Here is a 24849-nt window from a genome sequence, read left to right on the forward strand (position 1 = left end):
GGGCACCTCCCGTCCGGGCCGACCTCATGCCACGCGTCCGACGGGGGGCTGGACGAGGAACCCGGCCTGGACGAGCGCTCGGTCCCGGGCCAGGCGCCGGGCCCTCTCGGCAGCGCACGTGTCGGGGTCCTCGTGCTCGTGCGGGCGGCTCATGAGCAGCTGCCCGAGGTAGGTCTTGATGCGCAGGGAGCCGTCCGGGCGGAGCTCGTGCTGCCAGCGCTCCGATGTCTTGAGCTGGTGGTGGTGGCGGCACAGGGCCACGAGGTTGTCGGGGCTGGTGGGCCCGGCGGGCCACGGCGTGCTGTGGTCGAGGTCGCACAGCTCGGACCGTCTGTCGCACCCGGGGACGCGGCAGGTGAGGTCACGGGCCTGCACGTCGGCCCGCATGCTCTCGGTGGGCCCGTAGGTGTGGGTGGTCCGCTCGAGCAGCGTGCCGGTGACGGGGTCGTGGACGATGCGGTGCCAGACGCTGTCGGTGCGCAGCGCGATCTCGCGGGCGAGGTCCGCGCTGAGCCAACCGTGACCGACGAGCTCGGCCGGGTCGTCGCGCAGCCCGAGCAGGGTGGTCAGGTTGACCCGGACGTCGATGCGGGCGGCGGGAGTCGGCAGGGAGGCGAGGAGTGTCGCGGTCGCGACCAGCCAGGGGTCTGGGTGCTGCGGCAGCGTCGGTGGTGGGTCGGTGCGGAGGGGCTCGTGCAGCGGCAGGTCCGCGAATGGCGAGGCGGCGTGCCTGGCGCTCTCGGCCGCATGTCGCTCCGCCCTGCGCGCTCCTCGGCCACGCACCCCCGGCCCGAAGGGTCCCAGCACCTCGCCGGTCCTCGGGTCGAGCAGCAGGCCGTCAAGGCCGATCAGCCGGCGGCGGCGAGCGTGCGTGAATGGCGCTGGCGTGCCGAGGGGCTCGGGCCGAACGAACGACCCCGCCGGGCGGAGCTCCTCGCCGCCGTCGACCGTCCCGTCGCCCGTGCCGTGGTTGACCGTGCCGTGGAGGAGCAGGGCGAAGGCGATGTCCGACCGGAGCTGGGCGAGCGTCCGGGACTCGCCGCGGCTCTTGGCCGCTCGCGCCATCGCATCGATCCGGTCCCGCGCTGCCGCGGCCTGCTCGGCCGTGCCGGTGGCGCACAGCTCGCCCGTGCCATGGCTCGTGGTGGTGGCGTGCACGTCGCGTCGGGCCAGGTGGTCGGCGCGGGCCTGGTCGTCGAGCCCCAGACGGGCCTCCTCCTTGACCACCTCCGCGCGGATGCGCTGGCGGAAGAGGCGCTGACCGACGACGGCGTCCGGCGACCGGTCGTCGGGGGCGTACCCGCGCTTGGGGCGCAGCACCCGCACGACGACCTCTGCGGCGACCTCGTCGGGCAGGCGATCGGTGTCGTCGCGCAGCGTCGTGGCGCGCTCGAGCGTGCAGGTGCCCCCGGCCATCGCCTCCACCAGCGGATCGCGCACCGCTGCCGCTCCCGACGCGAGGCGCGCCCGCCGCTGGACGGCGCCCACGCCGAGACCGGTGGCGGCGACGATCTCGTCGGTGGTCAGCCCGCGGGCGTCGGCGCGCAGCGACTCGGGCCCCGGGTGTCGTCCGTGCTCGGCCTCGGACCGACGCAGGTCGTCGACGACGGCGTCGACCAGGTCGGCGTGGGCCGTCACCGCGAGGGCCTCCAGGCAGGCGGTCGCGCGATGGACGGCCACGACCACGGCGAGCGAGCGCCGCGCCCGCTCCAGGTCCGAGCTGCCGGCGTCCCCCTCGTGACCCGCGCCACCGGCGCAGGGTGTGTCGGTGGCAAGCGCCAGGATGGGCTCGAGCGCCTCGCGGAGGTGCTCCGCGACGACCTCGGACAGGGACCTCGACACCATCGGGACCACCTCCTCGACCTCGTCCCGGGATACCTCCAGACTACCGCAGGGCCTGTCTCCAAGGGAAGGGGTCATTTACATATTTCTGCAGGTCAGAGGCTGTTTTGGGACGCCGCGAGGGCGCCACGAGCCATGCCCGCGCGCCCCCCGGCATACCGTCAGGCCAGGGAGCCGCCGTTGGTCGCGATGACCTCGCGATACCACCCGAAGGACTTCTTGCGGTGGCGCTCCAACGTCCCCGTCCCGTCGTCGTCGCGGTCGACGTAGATGAAGCCGTACCGCTTGGACGGCTGGGCCGTCGAGGCGCTCACCAGGTCGATGGGACCCCAGGAGGTGTAGCCCAGCAGGTTGACGCCGTCCTGCAGCGCCTCGCCGACCTGGACGAGGTGGTCGTTCATGTAGGCGATGCGGTAGTCGTCCTCGACGGTCTTGACGCCGTCGACCTCGACCAGCTGGTCCTTGGCGCCGAGCCCGTTCTCGACGATGAACAACGGCTTCTGCCATCGCTGCCAGTAGTCGTTGAGGACGATCCGCAGGCCGACCGGGTCGATCTGCCAGCCCCACTCGGACGCCTCGAGGGTGGGGTTGGGGACGCCGCCCATGATGTTGCCCTCGCCCTTGTCCTGCTTGGCCGGGTCCGCGGTCTGGCAGACGCTCATGTAGTAGCTGAACGACACGAAGTCGACCGTGTTGGTGAGGTCCTCGCGGTCCTCGTCCGTGATCTCCAGCTCGATGCCGGCCTCCCGGAAGCGACGCAGGGGGGGCAGCTCGTTGACGCGAAATGCTCCTCGAGGACGACCGCGATGCCGTCGTCGTCGTTGGAGGCCGTGACCCGGTCGGCGCCGTCCTTGACGTGGTCGAGCGCGTTGCCCATCGCGACGCCGGTCCCGGCGGCGCGGAGCATCGGCAGGTCGTTCTCGTTGTCCCCGAAGGCAGCCGCCTCGGCGGGGTCGAGGTCGCGGGCCGCGCAGTAGTCGAGCAGCCCCGACCCCTTGTCGACGCCGGGTGGCGTGATCTCGAGGTAGAAGGGGGCGGACAGCGCCAGCTCGGCCTGGCCGTGCAGCTCGCGCCGGAAGGTCTCGACGTGCCGGGCGAGCAGGGCGGGCTCGGCGCAGACCAGGACCTTGTGGAGGGGCTCGCCCAGGTCCTCGAAGCGCGGCGTGATGGCCAGCTCCATGCCGTTGGCGGGTGCCTCGGCGGAGACGTTGTAGCCGTCCTCGCGGGTCGCGTGCACCACGTGGCCGAGCGGCGTCATCGCCGCGAGGCCCAGCTCCTCGACCAGGTCGAGCACCCGCGCGACGAGGGCCGGGTCGAGCGTGCGGTGGCAGATGATCTCCTCCGTCTCGGCGTCCACCACGGCCGCACCGTTGCACGAGGCCAGCACCAGCCGTTCCAGGCCCAGGCCGAGCGTCTCGGCGAGGTGGCGCAGGCCGTGCTCGGGCCGCCCCGAGGCGAGCATGAGGACCGCGCCCTGGTCGCGAGCGGTGCGGAGGGCGTCACGCGTGCGGGGGGAGACGGTCTTGTCGGACCGCAGCAGGGTCCCGTCGATGTCGACGGCGATCAGGCGAAACATTTGTCTCCTCAGCGGATCCCGGGGGCAGGGCGGCCATTCTCGAGATAGGTCGCGTGCTCGGCGTCGAGGCCGACGGCGACGCGGCGGCGCACGGGCTTGCGGAGCAGCTGCAGCGCCTCGTCGACCGGCGCGAAGCGGTGCTCGCTGATCTCCTCCTCCTGCAGGCGGATGCGCCTCGCGGCACGCGTCGTGACCGTGCCGCAGTGAAAGAGCAGGCGCAGCCCGAGCTTGGCGCCGTTCTTGCCGGGGCGGGTGTCGACGACGACGAGGCGCCCCGCGTCGACCTCGAGCCCCGTCTCCTCCCGCACCTCGCGGCGGCACGCGTCCCACGGGGACTCCCCGTCGGCCTCCATGACGCCCCCGGGGATGGTCCACCCGGACTTGTAGGTCGGCTTGAGGATCAGCAGGCGGCCCTGCTCGTCGAGGAGGATGGCGCCCGCCGACACGGGCAGCTCGGGCGGGGTCCACGCGCTCATGGGCGCCAGCATGTCAGACCGTCGTCCGCTCACGGGCCGGCAGCTCACGGAGCCGGACGAGGGGGCTCGCGACGACCAGCCAGCACGCCACCACGTGCAGGCCGGCCATCGCGGGGATCGTGGGGCGCACGACGAGGGTGCTGCCGAGCCAGCCGGCCAGCACCCCCGCGAGCGGCATGCGAGCCGGACGGCGGTGTGGAGGCGACCGGTGCCGACGCGGCTGGCCAGGGGGACGGCGATCACGGAGCCGATGACCCCGCCGATCGCGCCGGTCGTGAAGTACCAGCCGACCATGTCGGTGGTGAGCCCCAGGTCCCGCACCAGGTAGAGGACGAGGAGGGCGCCATACCCGGTCAGCCCGAGGTTGGACAGACCTCCGATGACGACCAGCCACGGCAGGGAGCGGTCGCGGACGACGAACGCCAACCCCCAGCCTATGTGGAGGACGACCGCGTCGACCTTGGCCACGGCACATCCCCGCGCCTCCGCGGACAGCCACGAGCAGTGGGCTGAATGACGTCGAGCGGCAGGCGTCCCGGGTCCGGGCAGCCCAGTCCCTGCAGGAGCAGCAGCACGTCGACGCCGGCCAGGTCGCGCAGCGCCTCCCAGGTCATCGACTTGGTGAGCGCCTCGTCGTCGTGTCGCCGTACGGACGGTCCCAGGACACCTGCGCGATGGCGAGCTCCAGGTCGACCGCCTGCTGAGCCACGCCCGGGGCGAGACCGCAGGCCGCCATGAGATCGTCGAGAGGCAGCAGGCCATGTCACCCCGGGGGAGGGGTGCGGTATCCCGGCCGGCCGGCGGTCGCCGCCGCGCGCAGGGCGCCGCGACCGAGCGCTCCGGCCGCGCGGCTGAGCATGCCCGGTTGGTCGCCGGTGACCCGCGGCGGCATCACGACGACCGGGCAGGCCGCGGCATAGACCAGGCGCTGCGCGAACGCGGTGCCCGTGGCGGGCAGCCCGCGAGGGGCGTCGACCACGAGCAGGTCGGCATCCTGGGCGGCCTCGAGCAGGGCCTTGCGCTTGCCGCCCCGCACCAGCTGCAGCCGAGCGCCGTGGTCCCGCCCGAGCGTGGCCTCGACGTCGGCCTCGAGCGAGCGCAACGCCTCACGCTCGACGTCCTCGGCGACCGAGACGCGGCCGGGCGAGATGCCGGAGGGTGTGGCCTGCGGGCTGGGGACCTTCCAGGCGCGTATGGCGACCAGCTCGCCCCCGTGGGTCTCCGCCTGGTCGCGGGCCCAGGCCAGGGCGGCCGGCGAGCCGGAGGTGGCGCTGACGCCGACGACGACGGTGTACGGACGTTCGGTCATCTAGGCCTCCTCACACCGGGAGCTTGGTGGTCTCGTTGCCCTGCTCGTCATAGCTCGTGAGCGGGGGCGCGATCTCCTCGAGCGACTTGCCCTCGGCGTCGACGCCCCACTTCGCCGCCACGAAGGCGCCGAAGAGCATGATCACCGACGCGATGACATAGCCCCAGAACATCGGGCCGCGGTCCTTGCCCTCACCGATCAGCCAGCCGTAGAAGACGGGGCCGATCGAGCCGAAGACCTGGGCGATCGCGAAGAAGTAGGAGATGGCCTGGCCGCGGACCTCCAGCGGGAAGATCTCGGAGACCGTCAGGTAGCCGGCCGAGGCGCCCGCGGAGGCGAAGAAGAAGGCCACACACCAGAAGGCGGTGTGCACCCAGGCGTTGATCATGTTGGCCTGGAACATCCACGCCGAGACCAGCAGGACGACGGCGGCGAAGGAGTAGCAGCCCGCAATCATCTTGCGGCGCCCGACGGTGTCGAACAACGGTCCCAGCAGCAACGGACCGAGGAGGTTGCCGACGGCGAAGGGGAAGAAGTAGATCGCCGCGCTCGCCGCAGTGAGCCCGTAGAAGTTCTGCAGCACGAGGGAGTAGGTGAAGAAGATCGCGTTGTAGAGGAAGGACTGCGTGATCATCAGCGTGGCCCCGAGGAAGGTGCGCGAGGGGTACATCGTGAAGAAGACGTAGCGCAGCTGTTTGGGGCTCAGGCCCTCGCGGGGCTTGATCCACATGGCCTGGTCCTCCGACAGCTCGGGCAGCGCCTTGCCCTGGGCCTGCGCGTCCTGCTCGATGCCGGAGACGATGCCCTCGGCCTCCTCGCCGCGGCCGTGGGTGAGCATCCAGCGAGGGCTCTCCGGGATGTGGCGGCGCAGGTAGATGATGCCGAGGCCGAGGATCGGGCCGAGCAGGAAGGCGATGCGCCAGCCGAGGTTGTCGTCGAAGCGGCCCTCCGCCAGGAAGTACGCGCTCGCGGCGGCGCCGAGACCGGCACCGAGCCAGTAGGTGCCGTTGATGGCCAGGTCCACGCGGCCGCGGTACCTGCCGGGGATGAGCTCGTCGACGGCGGAGTTGACCGCGGAGTACTCGCCGCCGATGCCCGCCCCGGAGATGAACCGGCACGCGAGGAAGATCCACATGTTGGGGGAGATGGCGGCCAGCGCCGAGCCGGCCAGGTAGACGAACAGCGTCAGGACGAACAGCTTCTTGCGGCCGAGGGAGTCGGTCAGCCGGCCGAAGGTCAGCGCGCCGATCACCTCGCCGAGCAGGTAGACGGTGCCGGCCAGGCCGACCTGCGCCGAGCTCATGCCGAGCGACTTCTCGAAGCCGCCTGCGGCGACGATCTGGACCTCGAGACCGTCGAGGATCCAGGCCGTGCCGAGGCCGAAGATGACCATCCAGTGGAAGCGTGACCAGGGCATCTTGTCCATGCGCGCCGGGATCATGCTGCGGACCGGCTTGTCCTCGGTGGATGCAGCAGCCGTCATGGGTGCCTCCTTCCGTTGAGCTCACAGAGGGTTCACAGGTCGACGTGCATCGGCCCGTCCGGCAACCTACGCCCCCCGCGCGGTTCGCGCAGGAGTTGTCGGTGGAAGGATCCACGACACCGACGCGATCCGACCGGCTCAGCGGGCGACCGACCGCTGGTAGGCGCGGATCGACAGCGGCACGAACACCAGCAGCAGACCCACGATCCAGGCGAGGGTGTAGATCTCGGCGTGCTGCAGCGCCCAGGTGTACTCGATCTGCTCGCGCAGCTGCTGCGCGCCCGCGCCATCGCCCGCCCCGCCGCCGGGGGCCAGGGCGAAGAGGTTGCCGAAGTTGTCGCGCGCGGCGTGCGTGATGGTGGAGACGGGGTTCCACCCGGCGATGGTGCGCAGCACGGCGGGCATGTTCTCGCTGGGCACGAAGGTGTTGGCGATGAAGGTCAGCGGGAAGATGATCATGAAGGTCGCGTTGTTGAAGATCTCCGGCGCACGCACCTTGAGCCCGATATAGGCCATGACCCAGCTCACGGCGTAGGCGAAGCCGAGCATCAGGGCGTAGGCCAGGACGGCCTTGAGCAGCCCGTCGCGGATCCGCCACCCGATGGCGAGGCCGGTCAGCGTCATGATGACGAGCACGATCACGTTGTTGAGCAGGTCGCTGAAGGTGCGGCCGGTGAGCACGGCGCCGGGGTGCATGGGCAGGGTGCGGAAGCGGTCGATGACGCCCTTCTGCATGTCCTCGGCCATGCCGGACCCGGTGATGGTGGCGCCGAAGATGATGGTCTGGGCGAAGATCCCGGCCATCAGGAACTCGCGGTAGCCCTGGCCGTTGCCGGACCCCGCGAGCGACCCGAAGACATAGCCGAACAGCAGGATGAACATGATCGGCTGCAGCGTCGTGAAGACGATCAGGTCGGGAACGCGCTTGATCTTGATCAGGTTTCGTCGGGCGATGGTGCTGGCGTCGGCGAGGAGCGTGCTCATCGGGTGGTCTCCTGCGGCGTCTGGTCGGGCTCATCGTCGGTGTCCTGGGTGGGGCGGCCCGTCAGGGACAGGAAGGCGTCGTCGAGGGTGGGACGGCGGACCCCGATGTCCTGCACGGTGATTCCCCGGTCGGCGAGGAGGCGGACCGCGTCGACGAGGGTGCGGGTCCCGCCTGCGGCGGGCAGCGTGAGCTCGCGGGTGTGCTCCTCCACCTCGACCTGGCCCTCACCGAGGCCTTCGAGGGCCTCGCGAGCGAGCCGTATGTCGGAGGAGTCGGCCACCGTCACGTGCAGGCGCCCACCGCCGACCTGGTCCTTGAGCTGGTCGGCGGTGCCCTCGGCGATCACGCGCCCGTGGTCGACGACGAGGATGTTGTCGGCGAGGCGGTCGGCCTCCTCGAGGTACTGCGTCGTGAGGAGCACGGTCGTGCCCTCGCGGACGAGGTCGCCGATGACGTCCCACATGTCGCCGCGGCTGCGGGGGTCCAGGCCGGTGGTGGGCTCGTCGAGGAAGATCACCGGTGGCCGCGCCACCAGGGCGCCTGCCAGGTCGAGGCGGCGGCGCATACCCCCGGAGTAGGTCTTGGCGGGGCGGTCGGCCGCGTCCTCGAGGCGGAAGTCCCGCAGCAGCTGGCGCGCCCGCTGCCGGGAGTCCTTGGCAGAGAGGTGGTAGAGGCGGCCCACCATCTCGAGGTTCTCGTAGCCCGTGAGGTACTCGTCGACGGCGGCATACTGCCCGCTCACGCCGATGAGCCTGCGCACCGCCTGGGGGTCGTGGACGACGTCGGCGCCGGCGACGGTCGCCCGCCCGGAGTCGGGTCGGATGAGGGTGGTGAGCATGCGGACCGTGGTGGTCTTGCCGGCGCCGTTGGGGCCGAGAACGCCGAGGACGCTGCCCTCGGGCACTGTGAGCGAGATGCCGTCGGCCGCCCTGACGATCGATCCGGTGCGCCCCCTGCCGCTCCGGTAGTGCTTGACGAGGTGGTCAGCGATCACCGCTGGGGTGGATGACATGAGGCGAGCATGGCAGAGGTGTGGGTGCCATCCCAGGCCTCTGCGGTCAGGAGCTGTCCGCTGGTTGCTTTCGCTGCTGGTCGGTCGTTCGCTCGTGGTCGAGCTGCCAGGCGGCGAGTGCGGTGCGTCCTGCCGACCGGCGGAGTCGGGGTCGGCGGGGGCTAACCTCGACGCATGCACGACCACGTCCACGGCCACGACACCTCCAACCGCACGCGGCTGGCGATCGCGCTGGGCATCACCGCGGCCATCCTCGTGGCGGAGGTCGTGGGAGCCGTGGTGACCGGGAGCCTGGCCCTGCTCGTGGACGCCGCCCACATGCTCACCGACACCATCGGCCTCGCGGTGGCTCTCGTGGCCGCGGCCCTGATGGCGCGACCGCCGTCGGCCCGCCGCACATGGGGGTGGCAGCGGGCCGAGGTCCTCGCGGCCGGTGGCCAGGCAACGATCCTGCTGGCCGTCGGGGTGTATGCCGCCGTCGAGGGGGTGCAGCGACTCCTCGCCCCGCCCGAGATCCGGCCCTCCGCCCTGGTCCTGGTCGGCGTGGTCGGCCTGCTCGGCAACCTCGTGTGCCTGCTGGTGCTCAGCGGCAGCCGAGGCAGCAACCTCAACATGCGCGCGGCCTTCCTCGAGGTCGTCAACGACGCGCTCGGCTCTGTCGCGGTCATCGTGTCGGCGATCGTGATCGCGACGACCGGCTGGGCGCGCGCCGACGCGGTGGCCGGCCTGCTGGTGGCGGCCCTGATCGTGCCCCGCGCGCTCGTGCTGCTGCGCGAGTCCGGGTCGATCCTGCTCGAGAGCGTCCCGTCCGGTCTCGACCTCGCCGAGGTGCGCCGCCACATCCTCGAGGTGGACCACGTCGTCGACGTGCACGACCTGCACGCGTCCGTCGTCGCCACCGGCCTGCCCGTCCTGTCCGCCCACGTCGTGCTCGCCGACGAGTGCTTCTCCGACGGGCACGCGCTGCGGATCCTCGACCACCTGCAGGAGTGCGTGGCCGGGCACTTCGCGGTCAGCGTGGAGCACTCGACCTTCCAGCTCGAGGCGGTGTCCCATCGCGACCACGAGGCGCACGTCCACGCCTGATCCGTCGCGCCCGGTGCCGCGAGTGGCGGCAGTGGGTCGGGATCAGCAGCAGCGGGCGTCGCCGGTGGTGGTGCCCAGGAAAGCGCGTGCCACGTCCAGGACCTCGGGCACGACGGCGTAGTGCGCCCAGCGACCGCGCTGCTCGCGCGTGATGATCCCCGCGCTGACGAGCCTCTTGAGGTGGTGGCTCAGGGTGGGCTGGCTGATCCCCAGCTCGTCCGGCAGGTGGCAGGCGCACACCGTGCCGCCCTGCGCCGAGGCCAGGTAGCCCACGAGCCGCACGCGGGTCGGGTCGCCCAGCGCCTTGAAGATCTCGGCGAGGCAGACGGCGCGATCCGCGGGCATCAGGGGGGTGCTGCCCGCGGCGCAGCAGTCCGTCGAGGCGGTGGCCAGGGTCGTCATACGTCGAGGGTAGTCCTCATATTGACAACTATCAATGCGAGTGCCAGGCTCCGTATCGACGGACGTCGATGAGAGGAAGCCATGACCACCACCGACCGCGCGCCCGAGTCCTCGGTCGCGGCGCGCCTGTCCACGCTCGACCGCTACCTGCCCGCGTGGATCGGCGCCGCCATGGTGGGGGGCCTGCTCCTCGGTCGCCTCGTCCCGGGCCTGGGTGACGCACTCGCCGCCGTCGAGATCGACGGGGTCTCGCTCCCCATCGCCATCGGCCTGCTCGTGATGATGTACCCCGTGCTCGCCAAGGTGCGCTACGACCGGCTGGACACCGTCACCTCCGACCACCGGATGCTCGGCTCCAGCCTCGTCCTCAACTGGATCGTCGGGCCCGCGCTGATGTTCGCGCTCGCGTGGACCTTCCTCCCGGACCTGCCGGAGTACCGCACCGGCCTGATCATCGTCGGGCTCGCCCGCTGCATCGCCATGGTGATCATCTGGAACGACCTGGCCTGCGGCGACCGCGAGGCCGCCGCCGTCCTCGTGGCCCTCAACTCGATCTTCCAGGTCATCGCGTTCGCCGCCCTCGGCTGGTTCTACCTGTCGGTGCTGCCCGGCTGGCTCGGGCTCGAGCAGTCCGCCCTGGACGTCTCCCCGTGGGAGATCGCCAGGAGCGTCCTGATCTTCCTCGGGATCCCGCTGCTGGCCGGCTACCTGTCCCGCCGCCTCGGCGAGAAGCGTTGGGGCCGTGCGTCCTACGAGCGCTCCTTCCTCCCGCGGGTCGGGCCGTGGGCGCTCTACGGGCTGCTGTTCACCATCGTCATCCTGTTCGCTCTGCAGGGGGAGCAGATCACCGGCCGGCCGATGGACGTCGCACGGATCGCGCTGCCGCTGCTCGTCTACTTCGCGCTGATGTGGGGCGTCTCCTACGTCCTCGGGCGCGCGCTCTCGATGAGCTACGAGCGCACCACGACCCTGGCCTTCACCGCCGCGGGCAACAACTTCGAGCTGGCCATCGCCGTGGCCATCGCGACCTTCGGGGTGACCTCCGGGCAGGCGCTCGCCGGCGTCGTCGGCCCGCTCATCGAGGTGCCCGTCCTCGTCGGCCTGGTCTACGTGAGCCTGTGGCTGCGCCGCCGCTTCCCGCACGCTGTTGACACCCCCGCTGACACCTCTCGTTGACCGAGGAGCCCCGATGAGCGACCGCCGACCGTCCGTCATGTTCGTGTGCGTCCACAATGCCGGCCGCTCCCAGATGGGCGCGGCCTACACCCACCACCTGTCCGGCGGGGCCGTCGAGGTGCGATCGGGGGGCTCGGCCCCCGCCGACGCCGTCAACCCCGCCGTGCGCGAGGCGATGCTCGAGGAGGGCATCGACATCTCCGCCGAGAGGCCCAAGATCCTCACTCCCGAGGCGGTGCAGGCCTCTGACGTCGTGATCACGATGGGCTGCGGGGACGCCTGCCCCTACTACCCCGGGACGCGCTACGAGGACTGGGAGCTCGCCGACCCCGCCGGTCAGGGCGTCGAGGCCGTGCGACCCATCCGGAACGACATACGGCGCCGGGTGACCGAGCTCCTCGGCGAGCTGGGGGTTGAGGTGCAGCCGCTCGGGCACTGACAACGCCCCTCGTGCCGGCCGAGGTCGCCTAGGGTTCGGTGCATGAACGCTGGTCGACTCCCTGCAGGGGCAGGGTTGCTCGCACGGTCGGCGCTCGCGGCACTGATGATCGCGGCGGTCTCGGCCTGCGGGGTGCAGGTCCCCACCGATCCCGGACGCACCCTGGACCGGGTCCGGTCCGAGCGGGTGCTGCGCGTCGGGGTGACCCATGCGCCGCCGCGCGTCGTCGTCACCGGCCCCGAGGAGACCCCGAGCGGGCCCGAGCCCGAGCTCGCCCAGCGGTATGCCGAGCATCTCGGCGCCCGCGTCGAGTGGACCACCGACAGCGAGGCCGCCCTCGTCGAGGACCTGTCCGACGGAGAGGTCGACCTCGTGGTGGCCGGGCTCGACGCCACCAGCCCCTGGGCCGCCGAGGTCGGACTGACCCGGCCCTATGCCGAGTCCACGGACCCCGGCGGCCAGACCCGGCAGCACGTCCTGGCCGTCCCGGCGGGGGAGAACGCCCTCCTGTCCGACCTCGAGCGCTGGCTCGACAGCTCGGCGGGAGGGGCGTCGTGAGCCGCTCGTCGACGACGAGGTTCGGCGGGACGACGCTGCCGGAGGAGCAGCGCGACGCCCTGCACCGCGCGACCCGCCTCGAGTGGATCACCATCACCTACATGGTGACCTGCGTGGCCGCCGTCTACCTCGTCATGGGTTCGTCCCAGGCGATGAAGGCCGCCTGGATCGAGGACCTGCTCGCGTTCGTGCCGCCCATCGCCTTCCTGATCGCTCGGAAGCAGGTCGGCAAGAGCCCCTCGCCCGAGTATCCCTACGGACGCCACCGCGCCGTCGCCAGCGGCCACCTCGCCGCCTCGGTGGCGCTGCTGCTGGTCGGCGCGATGCTGCTGTGGGACTCCGTCACCGGGCTGGTCAAGGCGGAGCACCCGCCGATCGGCACCCTCCAGCTGCTCGGGCACACCGTCTGGGCGGGCTGGGTGATGATCGCGGTCATGGCCTACACCCTCGTCGGGCCGATCATCATCGCGCGACGCAAGATGCCGCTGGCCGAGGCCCTGCACGACCGCATCCTCTACGCCGACGCGGACATGCAGAAGGCGGACTGGATGACCGCGGCCGGGTCGATCGCCGGCATCATCGGCATCGGTCTGGGCTGGTGGTGGGCGGACGCGGCGGTGGCCAGCGGCATCGCCGTGTCCATCGTCAAGGACGGCTGGACCAACCTGCGGTATGCCGGGCGCAACCTCATGGACGGCCGGGCCAGGACCTACGACTCGGCCCACACCCACCCCCTGGTCGCGGAGGTGGACAAGGTCCTGCGCGGATGCGGCTGGGTCGCGGACGCCCGCAGCCGGGCCCGCGACATGGGCCACGTGCTGCACGTCGAGTCCTTCGTCGTGCCACGGGGATCCGCGGCGCTGACGGCGGACGTCGAGGCGGCGGCGGCCGCCATACGAGCCCTGGACTGGAAGCTGGACGACGTGGTGATCATGCCGGTGTCCCGGCTCGGGGACCTGCCCGACCCGATGAAGGACCGCGCATGAGCATGGACGTGCGGATCGGGACGTCGGGCTGGACCTACAAGCACTGGCGCGGCACCTTCTACCCCGACGGCCTGCGCATCGCGGACCAGCTCGACTACTACGCCGAGCGGTTCGACACCGTCGAGCTCAACGGGTCGCACTACCGCTGGCCGGCCGACACCACCGTCGAGGGCTGGCGCGACCGCCTCCCGCAGGGCTTCGAGATGACGGTCAAGGCGTCGCGCTACCTGTCCCACTACCGCAAGCTCAAGGACCCGGCCGACTGGGTGGAGCGGATCACCCACACCCACGACCTGCTCGGCGACAAGGCGGGCCCGCTCGTCGTGCAGCTCCCCGCCGACCTGCACCGCGACGACGACCGCCTGTCGACCTTTCTCGGGATGCTGCCCGAGCGGGTGCGGGTCGCGGTCGAGCCGCAGCACGAGTCCTGGCTCGACGACGGGGTGTTCGACCTGCTCGACCGGCACGGCGCGGGCTTCGTGGTGTCCGTGGTCGCCGGGCGCGAGCCCGTGCTGCGGGCGTCCGGTCGCCTGGCCTACGTGCGGTTCCACAACAGCGACCCCGAGTGGCGGTATGGCGGGTCCTTCGACGACGAGGCCCTCACGCGGTGGGTGGGGCACCTGCGGGGTCTCACGGCGGGCGGCCGACCTGCCTACTGCTACTTCAACAACGACAACTACGGGTATGCCGCGTTCAACGGCCTCCGCCTCAAGGAGCTGGTCGCCGCCCAGACCTGACGCCCGCGGCCCAGCCGCCCCTGGCATCGGGTGAGTCGGCGGGAGGCGGGAGCAGGAGGCGGGGTGGCGTCAGGCCAGCGCCAGCCAGGCGGCCAGACCGACGCCGGCCACCGCGACGAGCCACCGCATGACCCGCTCGGGGATCAGCCGCTGCGCGGCGGGCCCGAGGTTGCCACCCAGCAGGCAGCCGAGGCCGAGCGCGAGCGCCGCCCACCAGCTCACCGGCCCGAACGCGATGAACAGCACCGCCGCCACGACGTTGGTGGCCGCCAGCAGCACGGACTTCAGGATCATCGACCGGCCGAACGCGTCGCTGGAGGCGAGCAGCGCGACCGCGAGGTAGATCGTGCCCGCGCCGGCGCCGAAGTACCCGCCATACGTGCTCACCGCGAGGACCCCGGCGAGGTAGACCCAGCGGGGCGCGGACCGGTCGCCCTGCAGGGACCGCAGCCGCGGGGAGACGAGGACCATGAGCGAGGCCACGAGGAGCAGCCACGGCACGACGAGCGTGAAGGACCCCTCCCCGCCGAGCAGCAGGACCGCGGCGCCGATCCCGCCGCCGAGGGCCGCGAGGGCGAGCTGGGGGAGCAGGTCGCGTCGGCCGCCGGCGAGCAGGGTCGGCATCGCGCGGGTGGCCGCACCGACGCCGATCCCGATCAGGCCGAGCGTCTGGCTGACGTTGGCGGCGACGGGCGACAGCCCGGCCGCGAGCATGGCGGGATAGGACACGAGCGAGGCCATCCCGGCCAGGTAGCCCACGAAACCCGTTGCCAACCCTGCCAGCACGAGCAGGACGAAGGCGGTCAGCTCCATGCGGTGACCGGGCGGGCGGGCCCAGACGCGGCCAGGTGGAGCGCGCGGATGCCGACCTCAGCCATGTGCTGGATGGTAGCTGCTGCGTGGGTCGGGCGGCTCGGTCGGTCGTCGACACCTACGCTGACGGCATGGACGACGGCGTCACCCCGCTGGTGCGGACGCTCCTGGCGCTCGAGGCGATCCAGGACCGGCCGGGGGTGACGGCTGCCCAGCTGGCCGACCGCCTCGGCGTCACCGAGCGGGCGGTGCGGCGCTATGTCCTGACGCTGCGCGAGGCGGGTGTGCCGGTCGAGTCCTCCCGGGGGCCGTATGGCGGCTACCGGTTGGGGCGCGGCGCCCGGCTCCCTCCCGTCGTGTTCACCGAGGACGAGGCGATCGCCCTGGTCACGGCGGTGCTGTCGGCCACGGCCGGCCAACGGCAGGGGACCGACATCCGGCGCGAGGCCCTCGACAAGGTCATCCGCGCGCTCCCCGCCAGGACTCGGCAGCAGGCCGCGGTCGTGCGCGACACCGCCAGCGGGGCCGGCCGCCCCGACCCGCTGCCGGAGCCCACGGTCACCAGCGCCCTGGTCGCGGCCATCGCGGACGGTCGTCGGGTGCAGCTCGACTACCGCAGCGAGTCGGGGAGAGCGCACGCGTGGCTCGTCGACCCGTGGGCGCTGGTGGTGCGTCACGGCCGGTGGTATCTCCTCGGGCACGCCCACCACGCCCAGGCGACACGGACGCTGCGCGTCGACCGGGTGGTGGCGGCGACCCCGACGTCCGAGCGTTGCTCCGTGCCCGCCGACCTCGACCCCGTGGCCGCCCTCGAGGAGGCGCTCGGAGCCGGGTGGGAGCTCGAGACGCACGTGCGGTTCGACGCGCCCCTCGCGGAGGTCTCGCGGTGGGTCGGCGCCGTCTCCGGGACGCTCACGCAGGTCGAGGGCGGGTGCGAGCTGCGAGGATCGACCAACGACGCGGAGATGTATGTCGTCGAGCGTCTCGCCCGGGTCCCGCACCCGTGGCGCATCGTCGGTGGTCCCGAGCTGCGGCAGGCGGCCCGTGACGTCGCCGCCCGCCTCGCCGCTGCCGCGGACTGACGTCACGGGGGGCTCAGGTCGTATGCCGGGAGCCGGGGAGGTCGGCATACCGCTCCGTCAGGACCCCGGCTGCGCGCTCGCCTGCGCGGCAGGTCGACATCGGGACCTGTCCGAACACCTTGCGCGGCAAGGGATCTCGAGCGAGCGCGGCCGTGCGCGCGTCGTCCCAGTCCACCAGGACGTGCCAGGCGTCGCCCTCGTGGACGACCTCGCGCACCGAGCCGACCGCGCACAGCTCCTGCCGCCGCGACAGGTAGGCCCAGATCGTGTCGCCCGTCCGCATCGTCCGGTAGCCCGAGCGCAGGCACCAGCGGTCGATCGGCTGGGAGCGCGCGATGGCCTCCCAGACGGGGGTGGCGTCGGACCGGGTGCGCCAGTCCGCGGGTTGGTGCTCGGCGTGCGCCGCCGGGTCGATCGGGAGCAGCCAGTGCGTCGGCGCACCGGCCGAGGTGGCGGGAGCCGCTGCGGGCCAGGCCGGTCCGCGACGCAGGCGCACGGGACCCCGGGCCACCCGCACGTCGACGGGCTCGCCGTGCTGCACCACCTCGACGAGGCCCCTCCCGGCCAGCCGGGCCGCGGCCTCGCGAGTCGGCGTCATCAGGTCGCGCCAGTGATCGCCACCGAGCGCCCGCGCCACCTCAGAGGGGCAGATCGTGACGTCCGCGCCACGCCGGCCCAGCAGGTCCAGGATGCCCGCCCGCAGCGCGGCGTCGTCGGATGCAGGTGCGACCATGACGGCACTCTAGGTCGTGCGCCCCCGGACCAGCAGCGGCTGCGACATCAGCAGCCCGACGAGCAGGACCGCCCCGAAGCCCAGGGCGTAGGCCACGGCCACGGCGGACTGCGCTGCTGCGGTCGAGCTCATCGCCGCCGAGCGTAGCTGCCCGCCTGCCTACCCCGTCCTGGACCTCGCGGGATGCCATCCTGAAGGCGTGCGTCCACGAGGCTATGTCGGTGTCGTCGGCCCGGGCTCGGCGACGGCGGAGCAGGTGCAGCAGGCGGTCACGGTGGGCCGGCTGCTCGCCGAGCAGGGCCTGGTCGTCGTGACCGGAGGGCTCGGCGGGGTGATGGCCGGTGCCGCCCGCGGCTGCACCGAGGCAGGGGGCACGAGCCTGGGCCTGCTGCCCGGCGACGACCGCGCCGCCGCCAACCCGCACCTGTCGGTCACCGTGCCCACGGGCCTGGGGGAGATGCGCAACGCCCTGCTCGTGCGGGCCTGCGACGCGGTGATCGCGGTGGGCAACAGCTGGGGGACGGTCAGCGAGATCGCGCTCGCGGCCCGGACCGGGGTGCCGGTGGTGCTGCTCGGTGGGTTGCGGCTCTTCGACGAGGTGCCGGTGGCCGACCACGACGTGCGGGCACCCCGCCACGCGGCCTCGCCCGAGGATGCCGTGGCGGCGGTCCTGACGGATCTCGGCCTCGAGCGGTCACCGGCGCGTGAGGGCGGCGAATCGGCATACGACGGCTGGGTCCTCGGCGTCGACGGCGCGCGCGGCGGGTGGACCGGCGCGCTCCTGCCGAGCGCGGGGAGGGGCACGGTCCGGCTCGTCGCCGGGCCGGACCTGGACACCCTCGTGTCGCGCGCACGGGCCGGGGGCGAGGTCCGGCTCGTCGCGGTCGACACCCCCGTCGGGCTGCCGGACACGGGTCGGCGGCAGGCCGACGTGCTGGTGCGACGGCGGCTGGGGCGGCGGGGCAGCTCGGTCTTTGCGACTCCCGTGCGCGACGCGCTCGCGGCCGAGTCGTATGCCGAGGCCCGCCGGATCAGCGTCGCCCGCACGGGCGGGACCAGCCTGGCGGCGCAGAGCTATGCGCTGCGGCGGGCCATCCTCGACGTCGACGGGTACGTGCGCTCAAAGGACCCGGAGCGGGTGCCGGTCGTGGAGGTGCACCCGGAGCTGTGCTTCGCGGTCATGGCGGGTGCGCCGCTGGACTCGAGCAAAAAGACGGCCGAGGGTGTCCACGAGCGCGAGGGGCTGCTGCTCGCGCAGGGCGTGCGGCTGCCGAGCGGCGTGGCCCTGGACCGCCGCGGCGCCGACGACCTGCTCGACGCGGCGGCGGCGGCCTGGAGCGCGGCGCGGGTCGTGCGGGGAGAGGCCGTGCGGCACCCCGAGCTGCCGGAGCGCTTCAGCGACGGGATCGACGCGGCGATCTGGGTCTGACGGTCTGCGGCTGACCTCACTCGCGTCCGGCGCTGATCCAGTCAGGCCCGGCGAAGTCGAGGTTGCGGGTGCCGTGGGCGAGGTCCGCCGCCCGGGCGAGGCGCGACCGCTGGTCGCCGGTCAGGACCAGGGCGGTGCTCGCCGCGTTCTCGGCGACCCGGGCGGCGCTGCGCGTCCCGGGGATGGGCACGACTGGCAGCCCGAAGGTCTCGCCCTGGGCTTGGAGTCAGGCCAGCGGCGGGTGTGGCGTCGAGCTCCTCAGTGAGCAGTTGGGGATCAACCCTGAGACGTTGCGGAACTGGGTGACCCAGGCCGAGGTCGATGCTGGTGACCGGCCGGGCACGACCACGGCCGAGGCGGCGCGGATCACCGAGCTGGAGCGTGAGGTTCCGGCTGGTCCGTCCATGACCGAAGGATGACCTACGACATGTTGAGCGAGATCGCGACACATCGATGACACGTCCAGTGAGACTGCGGCACCTTCAGTGAGATCCGACAGACAACCCCAGGTGGCGCACCCTGCCTTGATGATGTCGGCCCGGGAATGAAACCACGACGCTCAAGGTTGAGCGGGACAGACTCAAGTTCACTGACACGAGCTTGCACAGGATCGCAGGCGGTCATACCTTGAGTGCTGACGACTCAACATCCCCTAGTCATCAAGGAGAAGCCCCAACATGGCACGTGCAGTCGGTATCGACCTCGGCACCACCAACTCCGCCGTCGCCGTCCTCGAGGGCGGCGAGCCGGAGATCATCGCCAACGCCGAGGGTGGTCGCACGACCCCGTCGGTCGTGGCCTTCAGCAAGAACGGCGAGGTGCTCGTCGGCGAGATCGCCAAGCGCCAGGCCGTCACCAACGTCGACCGCACCATCCGCTCGGTCAAGCGCCACATGGGCACCGACTGGAAGCAGGAGATCGACGGCAAGGACTACACCGCGCAGGAGATCAGCGCCCGCACGCTGATGAAGCTCAAGCGCGACGCCGAGTCCTACCTCGGCGAGCCCGTCACCGACGCGGTCATCACCGTCCCGGCGTACTTCGACGACGCCGAGCGCCAGGCCACCAAGGAGGCCGGCGAGATCGCGGGCCTCAACGTCCTGCGCATCGTCAACGAGCCCACCGCCGCGGCGCTCGCCTACGGCCTGGACAAGGGCAAGGAGGACGAGCTCATCCTCGTCTTCGACCTCGGTGGCGGCACCTTCGACGTGTCCCTCCTCGAGGTCGGCAAGGACGCCGAGGACGGCTTCGCGACCATCCAGGTCCGCGCCACCAACGGCGACAACCGCCTCGGCGGCGACGACTGGGACGACCGGATCGTCAAGCACCTGCTCACCCAGGTCAAGAACACCACCGGCGTCGACCTGTCGGGCGACAAGATCGCCATGCAGCGTCTCAAGGACGCCGCGGAGCAGGCCAAGAAGGAGCTGTCCACCGCGACCAGCACCAACATCAACCTGCAGTACCTCTCCATGAGCGAGAACGGCCCCATCCACCTCGACGAGACGCTCACGCGCACCCAGTTCGAGCAGATGACCGCCGACCTGCTCGAGCGGACCAAGGAGCCCTTCCACAACGTCGTCAAGGACGCGGGCGTCAAGGTCAGCGACATCGCGCACGTCGTCCTGGTCGGCGGCTCGACCCGTATGCCGGCCGTGTCCAACCTCGTCAAGGAGCTCACCGGGAAGGAGCCCAACAAGGGCGTCAACCCGGACGAGGTCGTGGCCATGGGCGCGGCGCTGCAGGCCGGTGTCCTCAAGGGTGAGCGCAAGGACGTCCTACTCATCGACGTCACCCCGCTGTCCCTCGGCATCGAGACCAAGGGTGGGCTGTTCACCAAGCTCATCGAGCGCAACACCGCCATCCCGACCAAGCGGTCCGAGGTCTTCACGACCGCCGACGACAACCAGCCGTCCGTGCTGATCCAGGTCTTCCAGGGCGAGCGCGAGCTGGCCCAGCAGAACAAGGGCCTCGGCACCTTCGAGCTCACCGGCATCGCCCCGGCTCCCCGTGGCATGCCCAAGATCGAGGTGACCTTCGACATCGACGCCAACGGCATCGTGCACGTGTCCGCCAAGGACCAGGGCACGGGCAAGGAGCAGTCGATGACGATCTCCGGCGGCAGCGCGCTGTCCAAGGAGGAGATCGACCGCATGGTCAAGGATGCCGAGGCGCACGCCGAGGAGGACAAGAAGCGCCGCGAGGAGGCCGAGGCTCGCAACAACGCCGAGCAGCTCGTCTACTCCACCGAGAAGTTCCTCGCGGACAACACGGACAAGCTTCCTGAGGACGGCCGCAAGCCCGTCGACGAGGCCCTCAAGGACCTCAAGGACGCGCTGGCCGCCGAGAGCACCTCGTCCGAGGACATCTCCACCAAGGCGACCAGGCTGTCCGAGGAGTCCCAGAAGCTCGGCTCCGCGCTCTACGCCCAGCAGGCGGACGAGAGCGGTGCGGGTGCCGGGGCGGCCGGAGCCGGCGATGCCGGGGCCAAGGCCGATGACGACGTCATCGACGCCGAGGTCGTGGACGACGACACGGACAAGAAGTGACCGACGAGACCACCGGCCGCGTGGGTTCCCCCGACGAGGGTGAGCCCAGCGGCCCGGTGATCCGGGACAAGCGACGCATCGACCCCTCCACGGGCGAGGTGCGCCAGCCGGCTCCCGAGCCCACCGAACCCACCGCGAGCGACGACAGGGAGACCCCGATGTCCGACCCGTCAGACCAGCACAAGCCCGGTGACCAGCAGGACGGTATGCCGCAGGACCCCTTCTCCGCCGAGGAGTCGGCGGTCCACGACGCCCAGGTCAGCGCGGCGGAGGCGGACGCCGCGGCCGAGCGGGCCGAGGCGGACGGCGAGCACCCGGACACGGTGCTCGCGGCCGAGCGGCTCGCCGACCTGCAACGTCTGCAGGCCGAGTACGTCAACTACAAGCGGCGGGTCGATCGCGACAAGGCCCTGCTCAAGGACCTCGGCGCGTCCTCGGTCATCGAGGCGCTCATGCCGGTCCTCGACGAGATCGCGCTGGCCCGCCAGCACGGCGACCTCGGCGAGGGCACGCCCTTCGCATCGATCGCCGACAAGCTGCAGCAGGCCCTCGGCCGGTTCGGCCTGGAGGCCTACGGCAAGGCGGGCGACGAGTTCGACCCGGCCCTGCACGAGGCCCTGATGCACGTCGAGGCGGAGCTCCCCGAGGGGGCCACCACCACGACGGTCGTCCAGGTCCTGCAGCCCGGCTACCGGCAGGGTGACCGCGTCCTGCGCGCCGCGCGCGTCTCGGTCGCCGACCCGCAGTAGCACCGTCCCCCACCGGCCCGCCAGCAGGCCCGCCAGACCGCCCGCCGCTGGCGGGCCGGCCGGGGACCACCCCCTTTGCGCAGCACCTTTGACCCATGGAAGGAGTCGCCGATGGCCAGCCAGGACTGGTTCGAGAAGGACTTCTACGCCACGCTCGGCGTGGACGAGGACGCCGACGCGGCGACCGTCAAGCGCGAGTACCGCAAGCTCGCCCGCAAGCTGCACCCGGACCAGAACCCCGGCGACACGGCCGCCGAGCAGCGGTTCAAGGAGATCGGCGAGGCCTACGCCGTCCTGTCCGACGCCGAGCAGCGCAAGCAGTACGACGCGATCCGTCAGATGGCCCACGGTGGCGCCCGGTTCGCGCCCGGGGCCGGCGGCAACGGCGGCTTCGAGGACGTCTTCAGCAACCTGTTCACGGGCGGTGGCGGCGGCCCCGGCATGCGGTTCACCACGAGCGGCGGGCCCGGCGGCGCCCAGCCGGACATGGAGGACCTCCTGCGGATGTTCGGCGGAGGAGGGGGGCAGAGCCCCTTCGGCCAGGGATACGGCGCGTATGGCGCCCCCACCGGACCGCGGCCCGGCGCCGACGTCGAGGCCACGGTGACCATCGGCTTCCCCGAGGCGGTGCGCGGCGACACCGTCACGCTGACCGCGGCCGACGGCGAGCGCATCACCACGCGGGTCCCCGCGGGTGTCAAGGACGGTCAGCGCATCCGGCTGCGCGGCAAGGGTGGCTTCGGCGACCCGCAGGCCCCGCGTGGAGACCTCTTCCTCAACGTCACCGTCACGCCCCACGAGGTGTTCGGGCGGGACGGCAACAACCTCACCGTCGACGTCCCCGTGACCTTCGCCGAGGCCGCGCTCGGCGCCACCATCAAGGTCCCGACCCTCGGCGGCGACCTGGTCGGCGTCAAGATCGCCGCCGGCACCCAGAGCGGCCAGCGGCTGCGCGTCAAGGGCCGCGGCATCGCCACCAAGACCTCGACGGGCGACCTGATCGCCACCGTCCACGTGGTCGTGCCCCAGCACCTGACCGACGAGATGCGCGCCGCCATCGAGGTGCTGGCCGCCGCGGATGCCGAGACCGACGTCCGCGCCGACCTGCGGGCTCGAGCGGCGAGGGCGTGACCTCGTGGCCGCTCCCGAGCGACGCGAGTTCGTCCCCGACGACGACACCCCGACCTTCGTGATCTCGGTGGCGGCGCAGCTCGCCGGCCTGCACGCGCAGACGCTGCGTCAGTACGACCGGCTCGGGCTGGTCGTGCCGCAGCGGTCCGGGGGCGGCGGCCGTCGCTACTCGGCGCGCGACGTGGCCCAGCTGCGCGAGGTGCAGCGGCTCTCCCAGGAGGAGGGCGTGAGCCTTTCCGGCATACGGCGGATCCTGGAGCTGGAGGACCACGTGAGCGCGCTCGAGGCGCGGCTCGCCGAGGCGCTGTCGGAGGTCGAGCAGCTGCGCCCGCAGGCGCGCTACGGCCAGCGGGTGTTCGCGGCCGGGCGTCGCGGCGACGTGGTGGCCATGCCGCCCGGTCAGCGCCCGAGCGCCGTCCGCTCCACGAGCCAGGCCCTGGTCGTCTGGCGTCCCGACACGACCCGCTGAGCGGGACGCGTCCCGGGGGCGACGGCCCTACTGCGCGGGCGCCGCGATCTCCCGGCTGCTCAGGGCGGTCTGCATGATGCCCAGGATGTTCTCCGGCTGGCGCGCGTCGTAGGCCTGCCCGTCCGGCACGGCCTTGGCGATGCGCTGCAGCGCCGCGAGGTCGGCGTCCTCGCTGATCGCGATGAGCACGAGCCGCACCGGCCGCGAGCTGTCCTTGCCGACCTGCCGCAGGTTGGCGACGAGCTGCGCCTCGCTCATGGAGCCGGGGTCCTCGTTCTTGCCGTCCGTCAGCAGCACGAGCGCGTTGGCGTAGTCCGGCTGGTAGGTGCGTTGCAGCTGCTGGTAGCCGGCCCAGATCGTGTCGTGGACCGCCGTCCCGTTGGCGCGCTGCCACTGCAGGCTCATGGCGGACCGCGCGAGTGCCTGGCGCTGGGTGACGGGGCCGACCTTGTCGTCGACGCGCCGGATCGGGACGCGCTCGACCCAGTCCCTGGGCTGCGAGCCGTGGGCGAGGTCGAAGGTCCACAGCCCGATCTCGCTGCTCGGCGGGAACTTCTCGAGCGCCTTGAGCGCCGCGCCGGACGCGAGCTGGAGGCGGTTCATGCCGGGGATGGCCGACTTCTTCATCGACTCGGAGGTGTCGATGACCGCCAGCATGCGGGTCTGCCGGGACATGGTCACCCAGGTGCGCAGCGCGGTGTCCGCGTCGGTGGCGCGGGGTGTCGCGATGACCTTGGGCAAGGTGGCGGGCACGCCCTGAAGGTCCGGGCCCTCGGACGCGCCGATCCGGAAGCCCGCCCTGCGCAGGGCATCGACGGACTGGGCGTCCGCGAGGGCGTCGCGCAGCTTGGCGACAGAGTCGTCCGACGGCGCGTTGGCGCCGGCGACCGTCACGACCCGGTAGTCCAGCTGGGGGGTGGCGTCGCTGGGTGTCATCGCCCGGAGCGGAGTCTTGGGGTTGGTCTGGTTGAGGTGCGCGAGCTGCTGCTCGGAGGTGGGGAAGGCCGGCGCGGCGACCGCTTGCGTCAGGGCCTGGCGCCGCAGGCTTCCTCGTCGGTCGTGCTGCGGGACAGGGTGAGCAGCAGGCCCTGCAGGGCCCGGGTGTCCTGCGGCGAGGAGGCGACGGCCTGCTTGGCGCCGAGCAGCGCCAGCAGGGACGAGGTGCTGCGCTCGGGGCTCGCGACCTTGAGCGGCACGGCGTTCTGGGAGATGAGCTGGGACCAGGTGAGCGGCCCGGGGCGGGCCGCGCTGGCGGCGGCTCGAGGTATGGCGAACACGACCGGCGACGTCGCGACGACCGGCCCCAGGTCGAGTTTGGTGCTGGGCGCCGCGGACGTGACGCGCTCGGCCCACAGGGTGGAGTCGGGGATCCACACCTGCGTGCGGTCGTCGGCCCCGCTCATGAGGGCGGACGCGGTCACCGACGAGCTCTGCACGTCCACGGTGTAGTCGATGCAGTCGTCGCCGCGGGTCTCCTCCCGCTGGACCACCTGACCGAGGACGGGCGCGAGGTCCTCGGTGGTGGTGATGCGCATGGGCGTGACCGAGGAGCAGGCGGACAGGCCGGTCCGCGGCGACGTCGAGCCAGCCGCGTCATTGCCCCGGGAGTCGTCGTCGACCAGCGCCGCGACGCCCGCGATGCCGACGACGGCAGCGAGGGGGAGCGCGAGGACCGCGGCCTTGGGGATGGTGCGAGGGGCAGAGTGGCGTCCCATGGCCGCAATGTAGCGGAGGGGAGAGGCGACGCCCGGGTTGTGAGGGCTCCGTCACCTGGGTGAAAACCCGTGCGCCGTAACCAAATACTGTGAGTGGCCGACAAAGAGGAAT

The 24849-nt window shown here is 72.1% G+C and carries 28 protein-coding genes and 1 pseudogene; 13 read left to right on the top strand and 16 right to left on the bottom strand.

What is annotated here, in order from left to right:
• Positions 1–24: 24 nt before the first annotated feature.
• From ACF3NS_RS06165 to ACF3NS_RS06205, 9 genes and pseudogenes are all read right to left on the bottom strand, one after another.
• Positions 25–1845 carry an HNH endonuclease signature motif containing protein gene (locus ACF3NS_RS06165; RefSeq protein ID WP_392468580.1) on the bottom strand — a complete coding sequence of 607 codons (1821 nt, stop codon included), beginning with the start codon at positions 1843–1845 and terminating at the stop codon, positions 25–27.
• A 158-nt stretch (positions 1846–2003) separates the two neighbouring features.
• A pseudogene (locus ACF3NS_RS06170) lies at positions 2004–2603 on the bottom strand (family 1 glycosylhydrolase); the annotation flags it as partial.
• Complete coding sequence (locus ACF3NS_RS06175) at positions 2501–3418, bottom strand: Cof-type HAD-IIB family hydrolase (RefSeq protein ID WP_392468582.1); 918 nt, start codon at positions 3416–3418, stop codon at positions 2501–2503. The gene ACF3NS_RS06175 and the pseudogene ACF3NS_RS06170, both read right to left, overlap by 103 nt.
• An 8-nt stretch (positions 3419–3426) precedes the next feature.
• Complete coding sequence (locus tag ACF3NS_RS06180) at positions 3427–3894, bottom strand: NUDIX domain-containing protein (RefSeq protein WP_392468585.1); 468 nt, start codon at positions 3892–3894, stop codon at positions 3427–3429.
• Between the two features lie 13 nt (positions 3895–3907).
• Positions 3908–4072, bottom strand: coding sequence for a hypothetical protein (locus ACF3NS_RS06185; RefSeq protein ID WP_392468586.1), 165 nt, complete (start codon positions 4070–4072; stop codon positions 3908–3910).
• A gap of 585 nt (positions 4073–4657) precedes the next feature.
• Entirely contained in the window at positions 4658–5203 is a 546-nt protein-coding gene (locus tag ACF3NS_RS06190) for a universal stress protein (protein WP_392468588.1), read from the bottom strand.
• Between the two features lie 10 nt (positions 5204–5213).
• Positions 5214–6686, bottom strand: coding sequence for an MFS transporter (locus ACF3NS_RS06195; protein ID WP_392468591.1), 1473 nt, complete (start codon positions 6684–6686; stop codon positions 5214–5216).
• A gap of 138 nt (positions 6687–6824) precedes the next feature.
• Positions 6825–7670, bottom strand: a complete 846-nt coding sequence (locus tag ACF3NS_RS06200; protein WP_392468593.1) for an ABC transporter permease — start codon at positions 7668–7670, stop codon at positions 6825–6827.
• On the bottom strand, positions 7667–8683 hold the full coding sequence (locus tag ACF3NS_RS06205) for an ATP-binding cassette domain-containing protein (RefSeq protein WP_392468595.1): 1017 nt from the start codon (positions 8681–8683) through the stop codon (positions 7667–7669). Before ACF3NS_RS06205 ends, ACF3NS_RS06200 begins: the two co-directional genes overlap by 4 nt.
• Positions 8684–8857: 174 nt before the next feature.
• On the opposite strand from ACF3NS_RS06205, the gene ACF3NS_RS06210 reads away from it, so the two are divergent.
• Positions 8858–9769, top strand: a complete 912-nt coding sequence (locus tag ACF3NS_RS06210; protein WP_392468598.1) for a cation diffusion facilitator family transporter — start codon at positions 8858–8860, stop codon at positions 9767–9769.
• Between the two features lie 42 nt (positions 9770–9811).
• On the opposite strand, the gene ACF3NS_RS06215 is transcribed toward ACF3NS_RS06210, so the two are convergent.
• Positions 9812–10171 (bottom strand): helix-turn-helix transcriptional regulator, encoded by a 360-nt coding sequence (locus ACF3NS_RS06215; RefSeq protein ID WP_288800250.1) that lies wholly within the window; start codon positions 10169–10171, stop codon positions 9812–9814.
• A gap of 81 nt (positions 10172–10252) precedes the next feature.
• Here ACF3NS_RS06215 and arsB point away from each other — a divergent pair, with 81 nt between their 5' ends.
• Genes arsB through ACF3NS_RS06240 form a run of 5 tightly spaced genes read left to right on the top strand, consistent with a single transcriptional unit; the run spans position 10253 to position 14067 of the window.
• Complete coding sequence (arsB, locus tag ACF3NS_RS06220) at positions 10253–11347, top strand: ACR3 family arsenite efflux transporter (protein ID WP_154593751.1); 1095 nt, start codon at positions 10253–10255, stop codon at positions 11345–11347.
• Between the two features lie 13 nt (positions 11348–11360).
• Positions 11361–11786, top strand: coding sequence for an arsenate reductase ArsC (locus ACF3NS_RS06225; protein WP_392468601.1), 426 nt, complete (start codon positions 11361–11363; stop codon positions 11784–11786).
• 42 nt (positions 11787–11828) lie between these two features.
• Positions 11829–12344, top strand: a complete 516-nt coding sequence (locus ACF3NS_RS06230) for a transporter substrate-binding domain-containing protein (protein ID WP_392468604.1) — start codon at positions 11829–11831, stop codon at positions 12342–12344.
• Complete coding sequence (locus tag ACF3NS_RS06235) at positions 12341–13330, top strand: cation transporter (RefSeq protein WP_392468606.1); 990 nt, start codon at positions 12341–12343, stop codon at positions 13328–13330. The genes ACF3NS_RS06230 and ACF3NS_RS06235 overlap by 4 nt, the downstream gene beginning before the upstream one ends.
• Entirely contained in the window at positions 13327–14067 is a 741-nt protein-coding gene (locus tag ACF3NS_RS06240) for a DUF72 domain-containing protein (RefSeq protein WP_230082903.1), read from the top strand. Before ACF3NS_RS06235 ends, ACF3NS_RS06240 begins: the two co-directional genes overlap by 4 nt.
• A 69-nt stretch (positions 14068–14136) precedes the next feature.
• Here ACF3NS_RS06240 and ACF3NS_RS06245 read toward each other — a convergent pair whose 3' ends face one another.
• A complete protein-coding gene (locus ACF3NS_RS06245) occupies positions 14137–14880 on the bottom strand; it encodes a TSUP family transporter (protein WP_392468608.1) in 744 nt (247 codons plus the stop codon).
• Between the two features lie 131 nt (positions 14881–15011).
• On the opposite strand from ACF3NS_RS06245, the gene ACF3NS_RS06250 reads away from it, so the two are divergent.
• The gene (locus tag ACF3NS_RS06250) at positions 15012–15962 is read left to right on the top strand and encodes a helix-turn-helix transcriptional regulator (protein WP_392468611.1); all 951 of its coding nucleotides are present in this window, start codon (positions 15012–15014) and stop codon (positions 15960–15962) included.
• A gap of 13 nt (positions 15963–15975) precedes the next feature.
• Here the strand turns inward: ACF3NS_RS06250 and ACF3NS_RS06255 are convergent, their stop codons facing one another.
• Positions 15976–16695, bottom strand: coding sequence for a DUF3253 domain-containing protein (locus ACF3NS_RS06255; RefSeq protein WP_392468614.1), 720 nt, complete (start codon positions 16693–16695; stop codon positions 15976–15978).
• Positions 16696–16704: 9 nt separating this feature from the next.
• Positions 16705–16827, bottom strand: a complete 123-nt coding sequence (locus ACF3NS_RS06260; RefSeq protein ID WP_392468615.1) for a hypothetical protein — start codon at positions 16825–16827, stop codon at positions 16705–16707.
• Positions 16828–16894: 67 nt separating this feature from the next.
• Between ACF3NS_RS06260 and ACF3NS_RS06265 the strand changes: the two genes are divergently transcribed.
• Positions 16895–18124 (top strand): TIGR00725 family protein, encoded by a 1230-nt coding sequence (locus ACF3NS_RS06265; protein WP_392468617.1) that lies wholly within the window; start codon positions 16895–16897, stop codon positions 18122–18124.
• A gap of 16 nt (positions 18125–18140) precedes the next feature.
• Here the strand turns inward: ACF3NS_RS06265 and ACF3NS_RS06270 are convergent, their stop codons facing one another.
• Positions 18141–18314: a hypothetical protein gene (locus ACF3NS_RS06270; RefSeq protein WP_195849210.1), complete on the bottom strand. Its 174-nt coding sequence runs from the start codon at positions 18312–18314 to the stop codon at positions 18141–18143.
• Here ACF3NS_RS06270 and ACF3NS_RS06275 point away from each other — a divergent pair.
• The 5 genes from ACF3NS_RS06275 to ACF3NS_RS06295 all read left to right on the top strand — a co-directional run bounded on the left by ACF3NS_RS06275 (position 18307) and on the right by ACF3NS_RS06295 (position 23022).
• Positions 18307–18543 carry a transposase gene (locus tag ACF3NS_RS06275; protein ID WP_392468620.1) on the top strand — a complete coding sequence of 79 codons (237 nt, stop codon included), beginning with the start codon at positions 18307–18309 and terminating at the stop codon, positions 18541–18543. The two genes, ACF3NS_RS06270 and ACF3NS_RS06275, sit on opposite strands and share 8 nt — an antisense overlap.
• Before the next feature lie 258 nt (positions 18544–18801).
• Positions 18802–20673: a molecular chaperone DnaK gene (gene dnaK / locus ACF3NS_RS06280; RefSeq protein ID WP_392468623.1), complete on the top strand. Its 1872-nt coding sequence runs from the start codon at positions 18802–18804 to the stop codon at positions 20671–20673.
• Positions 20670–21422, top strand: coding sequence for a nucleotide exchange factor GrpE (locus tag ACF3NS_RS06285; RefSeq protein WP_392468625.1), 753 nt, complete (start codon positions 20670–20672; stop codon positions 21420–21422). The genes dnaK and ACF3NS_RS06285 overlap by 4 nt, the downstream gene beginning before the upstream one ends.
• Positions 21423–21533: 111 nt before the next feature.
• Positions 21534–22553, top strand: a complete 1020-nt coding sequence (locus ACF3NS_RS06290; protein WP_288798641.1) for a DnaJ C-terminal domain-containing protein — start codon at positions 21534–21536, stop codon at positions 22551–22553.
• Between the two features lie 4 nt (positions 22554–22557).
• Positions 22558–23022, top strand: coding sequence for a heat shock protein transcriptional repressor HspR (locus ACF3NS_RS06295; RefSeq protein ID WP_311966613.1), 465 nt, complete (start codon positions 22558–22560; stop codon positions 23020–23022).
• Between the two features lie 27 nt (positions 23023–23049).
• Here the strand turns inward: ACF3NS_RS06295 and ACF3NS_RS06300 are convergent, their stop codons facing one another.
• Entirely contained in the window at positions 23050–23958 is a 909-nt protein-coding gene (locus ACF3NS_RS06300; RefSeq protein WP_392468627.1) for a VWA domain-containing protein, read from the bottom strand.
• A gap of 89 nt (positions 23959–24047) precedes the next feature.
• Entirely contained in the window at positions 24048–24737 is a 690-nt protein-coding gene (locus ACF3NS_RS06305) for a hypothetical protein (RefSeq protein WP_392468629.1), read from the bottom strand.
• Positions 24738–24849 lie beyond the last annotated feature (112 nt).

Source organism: Arsenicicoccus cauae, assembly GCF_043162025.1.
Classification (GTDB): Bacteria; Actinomycetota; Actinomycetes; order Actinomycetales; family Dermatophilaceae; genus Arsenicicoccus; species Arsenicicoccus cauae.

What these genes read in the sequence shown, in the direction of transcription:
- ACF3NS_RS06165 (WP_392468580.1), bottom strand. Translation starts at nt 1,845, where the DNA reads ATGGTGTCGAGGTCCCTGTCCGAGGTCGTCGCGGAGCACCTCCGCGAG.
- ACF3NS_RS06175 (WP_392468582.1), bottom strand. Translation starts at nt 3,418, where the DNA reads ATGTTTCGCCTGATCGCCGTCGACATCGACGGGACCCTGCTGCGGTCC.
- ACF3NS_RS06180 (WP_392468585.1), bottom strand. Translation starts at nt 3,894, where the DNA reads ATGAGCGCGTGGACCCCGCCCGAGCTGCCCGTGTCGGCGGGCGCCATC.
- ACF3NS_RS06185 (WP_392468586.1), bottom strand. Translation starts at nt 4,072, where the DNA reads ATGCCGCTCGCGGGGGTGCTGGCCGGCTGGCTCGGCAGCACCCTCGTC.
- ACF3NS_RS06190 (WP_392468588.1), bottom strand. Translation starts at nt 5,203, where the DNA reads ATGACCGAACGTCCGTACACCGTCGTCGTCGGCGTCAGCGCCACCTCC.
- ACF3NS_RS06195 (WP_392468591.1), bottom strand. Translation starts at nt 6,686, where the DNA reads ATGACGGCTGCTGCATCCACCGAGGACAAGCCGGTCCGCAGCATGATC.
- ACF3NS_RS06200 (WP_392468593.1), bottom strand. Translation starts at nt 7,670, where the DNA reads ATGAGCACGCTCCTCGCCGACGCCAGCACCATCGCCCGACGAAACCTG.
- ACF3NS_RS06205 (WP_392468595.1), bottom strand. Translation starts at nt 8,683, where the DNA reads ATGTCATCCACCCCAGCGGTGATCGCTGACCACCTCGTCAAGCACTAC.
- ACF3NS_RS06210 (WP_392468598.1), top strand. Translation starts at nt 8,858, where the DNA reads ATGCACGACCACGTCCACGGCCACGACACCTCCAACCGCACGCGGCTG.
- ACF3NS_RS06215 (WP_288800250.1), bottom strand. Translation starts at nt 10,171, where the DNA reads ATGACGACCCTGGCCACCGCCTCGACGGACTGCTGCGCCGCGGGCAGC.
- arsB (WP_154593751.1), top strand. Translation starts at nt 10,253, where the DNA reads ATGACCACCACCGACCGCGCGCCCGAGTCCTCGGTCGCGGCGCGCCTG.
- ACF3NS_RS06225 (WP_392468601.1), top strand. Translation starts at nt 11,361, where the DNA reads ATGAGCGACCGCCGACCGTCCGTCATGTTCGTGTGCGTCCACAATGCC.
- ACF3NS_RS06230 (WP_392468604.1), top strand. Translation starts at nt 11,829, where the DNA reads ATGAACGCTGGTCGACTCCCTGCAGGGGCAGGGTTGCTCGCACGGTCG.
- ACF3NS_RS06240 (WP_230082903.1), top strand. Translation starts at nt 13,327, where the DNA reads ATGAGCATGGACGTGCGGATCGGGACGTCGGGCTGGACCTACAAGCAC.
- ACF3NS_RS06245 (WP_392468608.1), bottom strand. Translation starts at nt 14,880, where the DNA reads ATGGAGCTGACCGCCTTCGTCCTGCTCGTGCTGGCAGGGTTGGCAACG.
- ACF3NS_RS06250 (WP_392468611.1), top strand. Translation starts at nt 15,012, where the DNA reads ATGGACGACGGCGTCACCCCGCTGGTGCGGACGCTCCTGGCGCTCGAG.
- ACF3NS_RS06255 (WP_392468614.1), bottom strand. Translation starts at nt 16,695, where the DNA reads ATGGTCGCACCTGCATCCGACGACGCCGCGCTGCGGGCGGGCATCCTG.
- ACF3NS_RS06260 (WP_392468615.1), bottom strand. Translation starts at nt 16,827, where the DNA reads ATGAGCTCGACCGCAGCAGCGCAGTCCGCCGTGGCCGTGGCCTACGCC.
- ACF3NS_RS06275 (WP_392468620.1), top strand. Translation starts at nt 18,307, where the DNA reads ATGGGCACGACTGGCAGCCCGAAGGTCTCGCCCTGGGCTTGGAGTCAG.
- dnaK (WP_392468623.1), top strand. Translation starts at nt 18,802, where the DNA reads ATGGCACGTGCAGTCGGTATCGACCTCGGCACCACCAACTCCGCCGTC.
- ACF3NS_RS06290 (WP_288798641.1), top strand. Translation starts at nt 21,534, where the DNA reads ATGGCCAGCCAGGACTGGTTCGAGAAGGACTTCTACGCCACGCTCGGC.
- ACF3NS_RS06300 (WP_392468627.1), bottom strand. Translation starts at nt 23,958, where the DNA reads ATGACACCCAGCGACGCCACCCCCCAGCTGGACTACCGGGTCGTGACG.
- ACF3NS_RS06305 (WP_392468629.1), bottom strand. Translation starts at nt 24,737, where the DNA reads ATGGGACGCCACTCTGCCCCTCGCACCATCCCCAAGGCCGCGGTCCTC.